General features: G+C 56.7%; 9 protein-coding genes and 2 tRNA genes. 6 read left to right on the top strand and 5 right to left on the bottom strand.

All coding sequences use genetic code 11. The features are described from left to right. The first annotated feature begins 20 nt into the window (after window positions 1-20). The 5 genes from htpX to OS112_01690 all read left to right on the top strand — a co-directional run bounded on the left by htpX (window position 21) and on the right by OS112_01690 (window position 5,513). Window positions 21-908: a zinc metalloprotease HtpX gene (gene htpX / locus OS112_01710; GenBank protein ID WAC05372.1), complete on the top strand. Its 888-nt coding sequence runs from the start codon at window positions 21-23 to the stop codon at window positions 906-908. A 159-nt stretch (window positions 909-1,067) separates the two neighbouring features. Further along, window positions 1,068-1,138 (top strand) — tRNA-Gly (locus OS112_01705). Window positions 1,139-1,142: 4 nt separating this feature from the next. Continuing rightward, a tRNA-Val gene (locus tag OS112_01700) sits at window positions 1,143-1,216 on the top strand. 171 nt (window positions 1,217-1,387) lie between these two features. Next, complete coding sequence (locus OS112_01695; GenBank protein WAC05371.1) at window positions 1,388-2,653, top strand: hypothetical protein; 1,266 nt, start codon at window positions 1,388-1,390, stop codon at window positions 2,651-2,653. 304 nt (window positions 2,654-2,957) lie between these two features. Further along, window positions 2,958-5,513 (top strand): calcium-translocating P-type ATPase, PMCA-type, encoded by a 2,556-nt coding sequence (locus tag OS112_01690; protein ID WAC05370.1) that lies wholly within the window; start codon window positions 2,958-2,960, stop codon window positions 5,511-5,513. Between the two features lie 138 nt (window positions 5,514-5,651). Here the strand turns inward: OS112_01690 and OS112_01685 are convergent, their stop codons facing one another. The 5 genes from OS112_01685 to OS112_01665 form a co-directional block, all read right to left on the bottom strand. Beyond that, window positions 5,652-6,647, bottom strand: a complete 996-nt coding sequence (locus OS112_01685; GenBank protein WAC05369.1) for a PEGA domain-containing protein — start codon at window positions 6,645-6,647, stop codon at window positions 5,652-5,654. Window positions 6,648-6,836: 189 nt separating this feature from the next. Then, the gene (locus OS112_01680; protein WAC05368.1) at window positions 6,837-7,037 is read right to left on the bottom strand and encodes a hypothetical protein; all 201 of its coding nucleotides are present in this window, start codon (window positions 7,035-7,037) and stop codon (window positions 6,837-6,839) included. A gap of 285 nt (window positions 7,038-7,322) precedes the next feature. Further along, the gene (locus tag OS112_01675; protein WAC05367.1) at window positions 7,323-7,808 is read right to left on the bottom strand and encodes a PaaI family thioesterase; all 486 of its coding nucleotides are present in this window, start codon (window positions 7,806-7,808) and stop codon (window positions 7,323-7,325) included. 864 nt (window positions 7,809-8,672) lie between these two features. Continuing rightward, window positions 8,673-9,245, bottom strand: a complete 573-nt coding sequence (locus OS112_01670; GenBank protein WAC05366.1) for a hypothetical protein — start codon at window positions 9,243-9,245, stop codon at window positions 8,673-8,675. A gap of 202 nt (window positions 9,246-9,447) precedes the next feature. Next, on the bottom strand, window positions 9,448-10,953 hold the full coding sequence (locus OS112_01665) for an MFS transporter (protein ID WAC05365.1): 1,506 nt from the start codon (window positions 10,951-10,953) through the stop codon (window positions 9,448-9,450). 202 nt (window positions 10,954-11,155) lie between these two features. Between OS112_01665 and OS112_01660 the strand changes: the two genes are divergently transcribed. Beyond that, a complete protein-coding gene (locus tag OS112_01660; protein WAC05364.1) occupies window positions 11,156-12,637 on the top strand; it encodes a DASS family sodium-coupled anion symporter in 1,482 nt (493 codons plus the stop codon). The last annotated feature ends 157 nt before the right edge of the window (window positions 12,638-12,794 follow it).

Here is a 12,794-nt window from a genome sequence, read left to right as displayed (position 1 = left end):
TCATCGAATAAGTACCAATTATGATCTGGAAACGTGACTGGGGTCTGACCGGCAGGGTATGGCTGACGATGTTTTTACTCTTTATTGTCTACCTTGTGTTTCTTGCTGTGCTCTGGGCGCTTGGGATCGGCACATCGTTTTTGATCCTGATCGCTGTTGTTATGGCGTTCATCCAGTATTTCTTCTCTGACAAGCTGGTACTCTGGACGACGGGGTCGCGGGTGGTCGCCGAGGACGAGTTCCCCGACCTGCACCGGATGGTTGAAAAACTCGCAAAGGAAGCCGACATTCCCAAGCCGAAGGTTGCGATCATGCAGAGCCCTGTGCCAAACGCGTTTGCAACAGGCAGGAGCCCGAAGCATGCGGTTGTGGCCTGCACGGACTCGATCATGCGGCTGCTCAATAAAGACGAGCTCGAGGCTGTACTTGCCCACGAGCTTGCCCACGTGAAGAACCGCGACATCCTTACCATGACGGTCGCAAGCTTCATCGCGATGGTCGCTTCGATCATCATGCAGAACTTCCTGTGGGGTGCGATGTTTGGCAGGCGGGACTCAGGGGGAGCCGGCGCGTGGATCATCGCGGGTATTGTTGCGATGATCGTGTACTTCGTGGCAAACCTGCTGATCATGGCGCTCTCGCGCTACCGCGAGTTCGCCGCAGACCGCGGCAGTGCCTACATCACCAAAAACCCCCGGGCGCTCATATCGGCGCTCAGCAGGATCAGCGGGCGGATGGATTCTGTCCCGGCCGAGGCAAAGGCAAAGGTGGAAGGTGCGAACGCCTTCTTCATCATACCTGCATTGTCGGGAAAAAGCACCTTAATGGAGCTCTTCTCCACGCACCCGCCGCTTGAGAAGCGGATTGCCAGCCTTGAACAGGTCGAGGCTGAGATCCGGGGATATTGATATCCCCTGTTCATTTTTTTATTTCCCTGCACCTGCAGCAGTTCCTGTTATCCGGCGGCCCCCCGGTTACTGCGAAAGGGGAAGTCGTGCGGGAGAGATTCTCAACTACCAGAGAGCAATCATTAATACACCCGCTCGCCAAAATTCTAAAGCACCATTGCATCGATGGTCTAGAGGCATGACTTAGGCCTTCCAAGCCTATAGCCCGGGTTCGATTCCCGGTCGATGCATTGTGGGCCCGTGGTCTAGCTGGCTATGACGTCGCCTTCACACGGCGAAGATCTCGAGTTCGAATCTCGACGAGCCCATGATTTTTTTTATTCCCTGCAGATAATCCACACCCTCTTTTTTTTAATCTGCAATTTTTTGTGTTGCCTGCCTGCAGATTATGACAGAAGGCTTGGTCGATCGGTAGAGAAAAGAAGCGTTTATCATGGCCGGCACAGATCGGATTCTATCGGTTCATGCGAGAAGATACCATGAAGAGAAGAATGACAAGCCCTATAACCAGCGGGGGAGCGATGGCAGGTATTCTTGTTGCCGCACTCATCCTGCTTGCATGCCCGGCTGCAGCCGCCGGGGAACAGGTCTTTACCAAAAAAGACTGTACCTGCCAAGGATACAACCTCCCGTCGTATACTGACGCCTTCCTTTCAGACGCCCCGCAGAACGGGTACTATGCCCTGACCTGCCAGTACGGGGGATATGCAAATATTCCCTATGCGGGGAAAGGAAAAGGAGTCCAGTTCGATGTCCACAAGGAGTCGGCCGAAGCTGCCAAAGGGGAGTACTTGGACAGGCAGAAGGTCATCCTGCCGGTTTTAGAGGGGGTAAAAAATGACAAGACGCGTCACCTGATCGAGTATATTCCTCCGGGTCCTGCTTCTGTCTCGCTTATGTATACGTATCCAAGTACATCCAGCGGCTCGACCGTGCATAACGGCCAGCGGGTGATTATCTACAAGACTAATTACTACATCTTTGTCTCCGGTATCGGGTATGACCTTGGAGATGGCGAGCTTGCGTCCATGATGGATTCGGCTGAATCCTGTGCAAAAGCCATTGCCGATGCGAAGGAGGGTGGCTCCTCCGCCCCGCAGGAGATCACGGCCCGGCTCGTCGTGCTCGGCGGAGAAGTCACGCTGAACGGGAATGTGGTCGATCCCCGGGAGGGCGGTGTTGTCTTACGGGACCGTGACATGATCGAGACGACCGGCTGGCTTTCGCCGGGCTGGGGGTACCTGATGTACACGGACAGGACCCTTCTCCGGGTCGAGCCCGGCTCGAAATTCATGTATCACCCGGACTCGCTGGACCTCATTATCGGCGGGATCTGGTACCGTGCCGAGAAGCAGGGGCAGCAGTTCCGCATCTACACCCCGTACTCCAGCGGGGCGCCGAAGGGGACGACATTTGAAATCGATGTTGCCCCAGACGGTACCTCCGGCATCTATGTCTATGAAGGACAGGTCGCGTTTTCCGACATGGGCAATTCAAAGACTGTAACGGTCGGCGCAGGGCAGAACTCCACCTGCAGCAAAGGCGGTGTGCCATCAGACCCGAAACCATTCGACCAGAACGCAGTCGATAAGTGGTGGGAGAAAAGCCCGCCCATCCCGGCTGATGCCGGTTCAGGATCACCTGCAGCACCCTCTGCAACAAAAAAGACGCCCGGTTTTGAAGCGGCTTTTGCTGTGCTCGCGTGTGCCGCGGTTTTCGGGGCGATAATAGTACGGCGCCGGTGATTTGCTCTCATTGGCACTTCCGTGACAGCAGCAGGCCCGGATCATTCCTGCTGCATTCCCTTCACCGGGTTCCCCGAGCCCGGTGCCGGCCCCCTGCCGCACAGGTGTCCGTTGCACAGAATGCTTTCGGGCCCAATGTTGCATCATATCCTGTCCGGAACATGCACGCCGGGCATACAAAGGACTTTGTGATCGCCGGGCGAGAGCATATCATTAAACGGACGGGGAAAAACCGGCCGGGATAATAACGGTATATTTACGTGGGACCGGTTGCTGATACTGATAACCGCGTTGTGTTCAGACCATGATCCCCTTTGAAGAGCTGGAGCGGCTTGCCGGATCGGCCGGTATCAGTGATGACCAGGCCGGGTTGTTGCGGGAGACCTACGGGAGAAACGAGCTGACGCCCCCCCGCCGGGACCCGTTGTGGAGACAGTACCTGGCAAAATACAACGAGCCGATAACGCGGATCCTGATCCTCGCAGTAATCCTGTCGGCAGTGGTCGCGGTAATCCAGGGGGGAGGGCTGGTCGACACGCTGGGTATTGTCATCGCCATTCTTCTTTCCACGACACTATCGTTTTACAACGAGTACCGCAGCAGCAGGGAGTTCGAGGCCTTAAGCTCCCAGCGTGGCCTTTCGGGGACCAAGGTGATCCGGTCAGGGCGCGTCTGCCAGGTCCCGGTAATGGAGGTCGTGACCGGAGACCTCGTCATCCTTGAAGCCGGCGATGCGGTCCCGGCGGACGGGTACGTCCTTAAGGCCGACAGCCTGATGGCTGACGAGTCTGCATTTACCGGGGAGAGTGAACCGGCGGAAAAGAAGGACCGCGATGCGGCGAGAAAAGGCACATTTGTGACCGCAGGGCGGGCTTTTATGCTGGTCGGCGCAGTCGGGGACGCAACGGAGATTGGGCAGATCGCGGCATCGCTGGGCGAACAGGAAAAGACCCTCACCCCGCTGGAACAAAAACTTCACGACCTTGCCACCATGATCAGCCGGTTCGGGTACCTCATGGCCGTCCTTGTGGTAGCAACGCTTGTGACACGGGGGATCCTGCTGGGGGAACTGACCGGTGCCGACCTGAACACCGCCGGCATCCTGCTGGACTATTTCATGCTGGCGGTGGTCATCATCGTCGTTGCCGTCCCTGAAGGGCTCCCGATGTCCGTTGCACTCTCGCTCTCGATCGCGATGCAGAAGATGACACGGGCAAACAGCCTTGTCCGGCGCCTTATCGCCTGCGAGACGATCGGGTCGGCGACAACGATCTGCACGGACAAGACAGGGACGCTGACCGTCAACCGGATGACGGTCGAAGAGGCCCCGTCTGGCAACCCGGTACTCCCCGCGGGCACGACGCCCGAAAAACCCGGGGAATGGATTGCATTCAACGCCGCGCTCAACAGCACGGCGCACCTCGGGACCAGGGACGGGAGACCGGTCCCCATCGGTAGTGCGACCGAAGGTGCCCTGCTCGCGTGGCTCGGCCAGCACGGCATCGATTACCGCATGGTGAGGGACGGGTATCCTGCAGGCAGGCAGGTCCTCTTCGACGGCAACCGTAAGCGGATGTCAACGGTTGTCGCTATCGGCGGCAGGCAGTACCTCCTTGTCAAGGGCGCCCCGGAGATCGTGGCAGGCCTGTGCGAGGGTACCGTCGACCTTTCCGGGGTCAGGGAACTTGCATCCCGTGCTATGCGGACCCTTGCGTTCGCCCACAGGGAGGTCACCGGGTCCGATGACGAGTCCTGCCTTGTCTGGGACGGGTACGTGGGCATCCGCGACCCCCTCCGGGAGAACGTCCCTGCCGCGGTCATGTCCTGCCACGACGCCGGCATCGTAGTCCGCATGGTGACCGGCGATAACATTGATACGGCGCGGGCGATTGCAGAGGAGGCGGGGATCCACCGTTCAGGCCTTGCCCTGACCGGCAGGGAGTTCCGGGAGCTCAGCGAGATGGAGCAGGCGCGGGTGGCTCCAGGGCTGGAAGTGATGGCCCGGGCTGAGCCGCTCGACAAGCTCCTGCTTGTCAAAGCCCTCCAGAAGAACGGGCAGGTCGTTGCCGTGACCGGTGACGGGACCAATGACGCCCCGGCGCTCAAGCACGCCGATGTCGGCCTTTCGATGGGGATCGCCGGGACGGAAGTTGCCCGCGAGGCGTCCGACATCATCCTGCTCGATGACTCGTTCCCGACGATCGTGAGTGCGGTATGGTGGGGGCGGGCGCTGTTTGAGAACATCCAGCGGTTCCTCGTCTTCCAGCTCACCATCAACATATCCGCCTGCATCCTGACCTTTGCCGCCCCGCTGCTTGGCTTCCCGCCGCCATTTACCATTATCCAGATCCTCTGGATCAACATCATCATGGATTCTGTCGCCGCCCTTGCACTCTGCTCGGAAGCCCCGCATGCCGCGCTCATGCGGCGGCCCCCTGTTCCCCGCGGTGCCCCGATCATAACCCGCACGATGTGGCAGGCCATCCTGATCACGGCCGGGTTCTATATCGTCGCGGGCCTCGCTGCCATGAAGACCGGGTTCCTTGGCGGCAGCAACCCTGCTGAGCAGGCGACCATCTTCTTTACCGCGTTCGTATTCGCGCAGGTCTGGAACGGGATTAACTGCCGGGCGGTCAACTGCGTCATGCCGCCGTTTTTCAAAGGCAACCCTGTCTTCTTTGTCTTAATGGGGCTCATTGTGTTAATGCAGATCCTCCTCGTGCAGTTCGGAGGGGTGTTCATGGACACGGTTCCGCTCTCCCTTGCCGACTGGGGACGGGTCTCCCTTGCAGCTGCCTCGGTGCTGGTCGTCGGGGCAATTATCCGGAGGATCCCGCCGGCACCTGCTTCATTCCAATAAAAAAGGACAGGAGCGGAAGCCGGCCTGCTTGATAAGGGCCGTAGCCGGCACGCCGTCCCGGGGGTTTACATTCCGGTGGAAATACTTCCTGTGCCGGTCCCCTTCGCGAGTAAAAAGTAAAAAAACGGTAATGGAGCCCTATCCCGTTGCCTGATTGTCTGCAATAATTTTTACACTCTTTAAAGTTATTTTCTGGACATCCTGGACATTGAAGGTGTATGTGCCCGGCTGAATGGAATTGCCGGGGTTCCATGTATAACTCCACGTGTTATCCGACAACACATCCGGGTGCGCCACATCAAGTCCGCCTGCGTATTGCCCGGGACCGTACACCGTCAGGATTACGATTTCACTCCCGGTGCTTGTCCCTGCAAAAGTAACCGGGCTGCCGATAATGAAAGATTGAGGATTTGCTGTAATCGTGAGTTCCCCCGCCCGGACAATAACTCCGGTGCGGTTGGATGCGGTCCTCTGGGCATCATACACGTACATCGTATAGGAGCCGGGCGCGATGGAATATCCGGGATTCCATTTATATGTCCACTGGTGGTTATCCAGCACCGGCTCACGGCTCAGGACAACACCCCCGGAATATTTTCCGGGCCCGAATAATGTCAGGACAACCGTATCGCACGCCGTGCATTTGCCGGAAAACAATACAGAGTTCCCGATGATGATCGAGTCCTTCCCGGACCTGATGGTGACGCCTGTCTTCTGGTCCGGGCCCTGCGGGATCAGGGTTGGGAGATCCGGGGGCGGCAACGCAGTGGTCAGTGCCGGCACGGCCGGCGGGGGTGTGGTGGGTGAAGGTGACGGGGCGCTGGTCCGGGCCGGTGGCTGCCCGTTTGGCAGCAGGACAAGTTCTGCATTCACCAGGTTGCTTCCTGAAGGAACCAAAATGCCCGTTGACCAGTCCCTGTATCCCGGGGAGCGCAATTCGAGCGTGTGGTTCCCGGGCCCCACATTTTCAATCGTGCAGGGCGTGGTCCCGTGATATACATCGTCGAGGTACACCTCGGCGCGGGACGGTACTGATGTAACGCGGACCGTATCTTTTTTTATATACAGGTCTGATATGCATCCCGAAACGATGACACATATGATTAATATCGATACAATAACCCCGCGGTGCATTCGTAATCTCCCGGTTTATAAGACCTTTTCAGATGTTCATTGATAACATTTTGCACCAGATTGCCGTTGAGAGGAAAGAGGAGGAAAGGGACAAAATATCCCGTATTGCCATGGCGGATCAAAAAAAATATTTTAGGGCAGGTTACTTTAATTCACAATCTACGGTCCACGGCCGCCGGTTATGGGTTTTTAAATGTCGCTGTCGTAAAACCCGTAGAAGAATGTCACAAGGATGAGCCCGGCGATGCAGACAAAAAGGTATGGTATATAATCCGTTCCCCAGTACACGACATAGAGGGTCTCAATGACGATTGCGATCCCGACGCCGAGTAACAGGACCAGCCCGAGGGCATGCTTGAAGATTGAAAAATCCCGTCTTTCGCGGTTCATGGGCAGATTCTCTTTTGTTTGCGGGGTCCGGGCCCGCGTTCAGGACGCTTACAACAAGGGCATCAGCAGCTGTGAGTGCCCGGGCCCGGATTCATTGCGTATTGCTTATCTATTAACCATCAGGTAAAAAATAATGATTATGAAAATCTGTCCGTTTTCTCTTTCCCACCCTACGGGGCCCAAGGAGTGTATTGGGGAGAAGTGCATGATGTATAACCCGAACGCCCGTTTTTTCTTTGGATCTGTTGAAGACAAATGCCAGCTGCGGGTGTAGGCATCCGCACCCTATGCTGCCTGCGCCCGTGGGGTTTTCCGGTACACCATTCCCTGGAAAACGGCAACCCGTTCCCCGTTCCCATCGGTTACCCTGACAATATATGACCCGAGTTTTGCATTTTTGCTGAATTCCTCTGCCTCTGCAAACAGCGTACCGGAGGTTACGGATTTCATATACGAGATGTGGGCGTTGATCGCGGCGGCAGGTATCCCGTGCGAATTGGACGCGAGTGCAAATGCCGTGTCTGCGAGCGTGAAGATCGCTCCGCCGTGGACGGTCCCGTGGCTGTTTTTGTGCCGGTCGCAGACCTCCATCTTTACCTTTGCACTGCCGACGGATACCTCCACCAGTTCTATGCCGGCCTGGCGAGCATATGCATCCTGTTCGAAAAATTTCCTGTTCTGGTCCATACCATCACTAATGGTACATGCTCTGTAGCTGATAAAAAAGGGCGTGGAGCGATCCTGTATATGGCGGGGATCCGCAAGGTACACCCGGCATTTTATCGCACAACCGGGATAAAATATCGATCGTCCCGGCACTTTAACCGGTGGAAATTCCGCGGTGCCCACTGGTGTCCCGGGTGCTTTTTTTGTTATGGGAAGAAACGCCGGAAATAAAAAAAGAGCCCATGTACTCCCCTTATGTTTTTTGTCCCCTGCCTGCTTTACCGGTGTGATGAATAGGAACCGGAACAGCCGTGCGGGCAGGGCACTTTCATTCCTTTGGGATGGTTGACAAAACCGGTGCCATAACAGAGCGTACAGATTTTTTTCCTTGATTTTTTGTCTGCCGGTGGCACGGTCGATCATCTCATGGTTAGTATTTCAATCAGTATATATCTATAGGTTTAAAGAAATCCATTAACCCGCGGGCCCTTGTTTATGCCTTGGATTTCCCGTCGTGCCGTGGGGGACTGCAGCTGTCCGGATGGGAGGGGGGGGAACAAAAATGTTTATCAGCATAAGAACAATACTTCTTTTGCTACAGAGACTGTGGCCAAAAAACATGTACTCTCGGGCCGCCATTGACCACCAACGGTGGCGGCTCCATTCTCCTCAACACTTTTTCTCACACTTTTTCTCGCGTGGCCAACTGGTGATCTTTTTTAAACCGGTCACCTTCAACACCGGTGAAGGGGATGCCGGGGCTGACCCATGCAAAGTACACACAACGGGAATTTCTTTGTACGCAAAAAAAGGAACCGTCCGGCAATTTTTTTTGCCTCAGTCCGGGGCGCAATATGGGGATTGCCGGGCTTTTTTGGTCATGGGTTTTTTGCGGGGGGTATGCAGGGAGAACCTGCCCCGGGACAAGAGCCGGCAGCAGGCAGGACGGCGTGAAAAAAGGGGGCCTGATCAGGTGCGGCCGGAAAGCCACTCGTCGGCATCTATCGGAAGGTCAGTTTCCAGTTCGGCCTGCACGTTTAAAAAATCCCCGATATGGTCAGGGGACAGGACGACCACGTCCCCGACGCGCCGGATCACGCCCTTTGCCCGTGCACAGACAAGGACCGGTATGATCTCGGCCTTGAGGGGCTTCCGGTGGTACTGCCCGACATCGGACGCATACGCGCAGGTCGCGTCGACATGGGCCTGGAAAATCTCGTCGCAGTCCACGAATTCGAGGATGAAAACCGAGCTCCCGAGGATGACGATGTCGGGGCCCCTCGCGCTGGAATGGGGCACTTCATATTCAAAAATGATTGTGTAATGCTCAAGCTCCGGTTTTACCTGGACAAGCTGTTTGAGCTCTTTTTTAAATACGTCAAACGCCTGCTCCCACAGTGCAGACACCCGGTCATCGGCAGGATGGTTCATGCGTGCGGCATAATGCCGGTCAAGTGCGTTGCGCCATTCCTGCCTTGGGACTAACAGGAGATCATGTATCGTCCCGCGCCAGCCATACGGCTTCCTGTTTTGTGCAGTCATGAGTCAGGCATCCCGGTTTTCTTGTAAAAAGTGTCTATGTTGCACCGTACCGATAAAGGTTGGCTTTTGTAGCATCATTTTTCCGCCCGGCTGCCGGTACCATTCCCCTGTGCCGTAACCATCCGCTAACCCGTGTGATACGGTGCCTCCCGGTGCAATCCGGGGGCTGTGCGGGCGTGCGTTTTGGTCCCTTGCGACCGGGTCATTCCTGCACCGGGGGCCCGTCATCCCCGTCCTCTTTTTCCTTCGTTGCTGTTCCGGTGCTCCGGAGCACCGGGAACCTGAGCATGTACCGCAGCCCCCCGGCAGTGGAGAGGTTGCGCATCTCGCGGCTGACCTGCGCTATCAGCTCGCGGACGACAAGCCGGTCCTCCACCTCACCGGCCTCCCTGACATAGGCAAGCCGGTGGATCGAGTAGATCCCGATTAAAAATGCAAAGAAAAAGAAAAAGTCCCAGTACTGGAAGTCCAGCGTCTGGATGGCAAAGGCCGTCTGTGGGCTTTTCCAGTTCAGGGTGAGCGAGAGTTCGGTCGCCTTGAACGAGTCCACAAACATCCCGCCGATGACCGGTGCGATGCCGGCGGCAAGGGAGTTTGTGATGTTGATCGTGGCAAGGTACGCGGTTGCGCCGCCATGGGGTGCAAGCTTGAGCCCTATGTTTGCCGATGCGAGCGTGACCCCCGCTGTCGAGACTCCCATCAGGACATGCAGGGCGACAAGGAGCGGGACGGTCAGCAGGTGCCTTGCGGGCATGGTCGTAAACGTCCAGCCAAGGATGCAGAGCATAAAGAGTGGTCCCGAGACCCGCAGGACAGACTTGTTGCTGAACCGGTCGGAGAGCCTGCCCCACATGTGGTAGGAGAGCACGCTTGCGACCTGGCTGATGATGGCAAGCGCGATGACGACCGTGATATCAAAATCGAGCATGACGAGCAGGTAGACGGTAAAAAACGGTGCGGCAAGGTTTACCGCAAAGTTCCATGCGCCCAGAAAAGAGATCAACCGGGTGAAGTTGTCATCGCAAAAAGCAGACCGGACCTGGTCAAGAAGCGGGACTTTGGGCGTTTCCTTCATCAACGGTTCCGGGATCTTTGACATATACCAGATCCCAAACAGCCCGGCGACAAAACCGCCAAGGAAGATGACCGAGTAGGCAGTGGCCGGGGGAAATGCCGTGTTCCTCTGGATGAAATCGATCAGGGCACCGGCAGCTAATGACAGGACGATCCCAAGGGCAAGGGACAGGGCCATGCGGCGGGAGAAGAAACTGCCCAGTATCTCTTCGGGCACAAGGTCTCGCATCCACGAGTTCCAGCTGCAGTGGGAGATGGCAGAGATGCTCCCGTACAGGACGAGCGCCCCGACCAGGACGGGCACGGCGGCAGCCGGCCCGAAGAGAAACGGGATAAAGGCGATGACGAGCCAGAAGAACCTTGCGACAATCGAGGCGCCGACGCAGACCAGCCGCCGGTTGCGGACCTTTTCCACAAACGGGATGGCGGGCATCTGGATCAGCTCGGCAAGCGGCGGGATTGCCGCAAGCAGCCCGATCACCGTATTGGACGCGCCAAGCTGGAGGCCGAACGCGACAAGGAAGATCCCGCTTGTCAGCGTGACCATGGCCTGCGTGGCGAGCCCGTCTTTAATGATATACGAGAGCCCTTCTGTTATATCGTCGTCGCTTAAGGTCTCTTTTGGGTCCATCATGGTTAAAACACGCACGCCGGTGATGTGGACGGGAATGCCGGCCCAAAAAAAAGGCCGTATTTTTTCCGGAATGTTTGTTATTTACCGGCAGTTTTTAATAAAGATTTCATTTTCGGTGCCGGGTGGTATTCCGGTAATCGTTCAATTCTCCCGTTATAAAAAAAGTATAATGAACAGCAACCCCTAAACTGAATGATCCTCTATGCGGCAGGTACCATGCATCATCGCCGGCATCATCCTCTTTTGTTCGATCACGCTGCTGCCGGTCGAAATGTACGGGATACCGTCACCTGTGAAATACACGACCGCGATTGCTGCCCTCATGGTGCTCTGGTGGATTACCGAGCCGGTCCCGCTTGCCGCAACCGCCCTGCTTCCCCTTGTCCTGTTCCCCCTGTTCGGGATACTGACAATAAAGGATGCAGCAGCATCCTACGGCGACCAGATCATCTTCCTGTTCCTTGGCGGGTTCATCATCGCGGCCGCCATGCAGCGCTGGGGGCTTCACCGCCGGATCGCACTGAAGATTATCCGGACCTCTGGCACCAGCCCGAAGCGGCTCGTGCTTGGGTTCATGGCGGCGACAGCCTTTCTCTCGATGTGGATCTCCAACACCGCGTCGGCAATGATGATGATCCCCATGGCTGTCGCCATTCTCGCCGCGCTGACCGGGGAAGAAGGGGGACAACCAGTGCCCGATGGGGTCAGGAAATTCCGGGTGTGCCTCGTGCTTGGGGTTGCTTATGCCGCAACGATCGGTGGGATTGGTACGATTATCGGCACACCGGCAAACGGCATCTTTGTTGCGCAGGCTGAAACGCTTTTTCCCGGTTCACTGCCGGTCGATTTTTTTACCTGGCTGAAATTCGGGTTCCCGTTTGCCGCAATCTTCCTTCTCATCGCATGGTTCTGGTTAACCGGGATCGCGTTCCGGGGAATGCCGGAGACTATTCCCGGGATACAGCAGATCATCGGGCAGGAGATCGGGGGCCTTGGCGCACTGAACCGCGGTGAACGGTGGACTCTCCTTGTCTTTGCTGCAACCGCCCTTGCCTGGATCTTTGAGAATACAAAGGTAATCGGAGGCGTAACGATACCCGGCCTCGACATAATCGTTCCCGGAATATCGGATTCCATGATCGCGATTGCGGGCGCAATCCTGCTCTTTTTGCTTCCGGTGGACCGGGAAAAGGGGATATTTACGATGAACTGGGAGACGGCGGTAAAAGTCCCGTGGGGGATCCTGCTGATCTTTGGGGGGGGTTTGTGCCTCTCGTCGGCATTTGTTAAAAGCGGGTTTGCTCACATGCTGGTATCAAGCCTCTCGTTCCTTTCCGCGTTCCCGCATGTTGTTGTCGTTGCCCTGATCGGGGTCGGTCTCCTTTTATTCGGCGAACTGATCTCCAATACCGCCAATGCTGCGATCATGGTCCCGCTCATGGCGGTGCTCGGGGCCGGCATCGGGATCAATCCCCTCATGCTTATGCTGCTCTCCTCGCTTGTGGCAACGCTGGGTTTTATGCTGCCGGTTGCAACACCCCCCAATGCGATCGCTTATGGTACCGGGCACGTGACCGTGCGGGAGATGGTGAGGTCCGGGCTTGTCCTGAACCTGATTGGGTTGTTCCTGATCCTTTTAAGCACGATCACGCTCATCCCGTGGGCGATGGGGATCTCGTTCTGAACCACCGTACCTGCTGGTTTCTAACGGCGGATTTTACAAGGGGCAGCTTGGCACATCCGGTTACTGTTCCATGTCCCTGCTTTTCACTCCTGAAAAGAGGACATGGGCAAGAAGGAGGGGCGATACCTGCTTCCTGCTCCGGGCGGCAAGTAAATTT

Source organism: Methanoregula sp. (assembly GCA_026625165.1).
Taxonomy (GTDB): Archaea; Halobacteriota; Methanomicrobia; order Methanomicrobiales; family Methanospirillaceae; genus MVRE01.
This window is presented reverse-complemented; position numbering and strand designations above follow the sequence as displayed.

Coding starts and splice junctions, on each gene's coding strand:
- OS112_01690 (WAC05370.1), top strand. CDS start 2,958: ATGATCCCCTTTGAAGAGCTGGAGCGGCTTGCCGGATCGGCCGGTATC.
- OS112_01665 (WAC05365.1), bottom strand. CDS start 10,953: ATGATGGACCCAAAAGAGACCTTAAGCGACGACGATATAACAGAAGGG.
- htpX (WAC05372.1), top strand. CDS start 21: ATGATCTGGAAACGTGACTGGGGTCTGACCGGCAGGGTATGGCTGACG.
- OS112_01670 (WAC05366.1), bottom strand. CDS start 9,245: ATGACTGCACAAAACAGGAAGCCGTATGGCTGGCGCGGGACGATACAT.
- OS112_01680 (WAC05368.1), bottom strand. CDS start 7,037: ATGAACCGCGAAAGACGGGATTTTTCAATCTTCAAGCATGCCCTCGGG.
- OS112_01685 (WAC05369.1), bottom strand. CDS start 6,647: ATGCACCGCGGGGTTATTGTATCGATATTAATCATATGTGTCATCGTT.
- OS112_01695 (WAC05371.1), top strand. CDS start 1,388: ATGAAGAGAAGAATGACAAGCCCTATAACCAGCGGGGGAGCGATGGCA.
- OS112_01660 (WAC05364.1), top strand. CDS start 11,156: ATGCGGCAGGTACCATGCATCATCGCCGGCATCATCCTCTTTTGTTCG.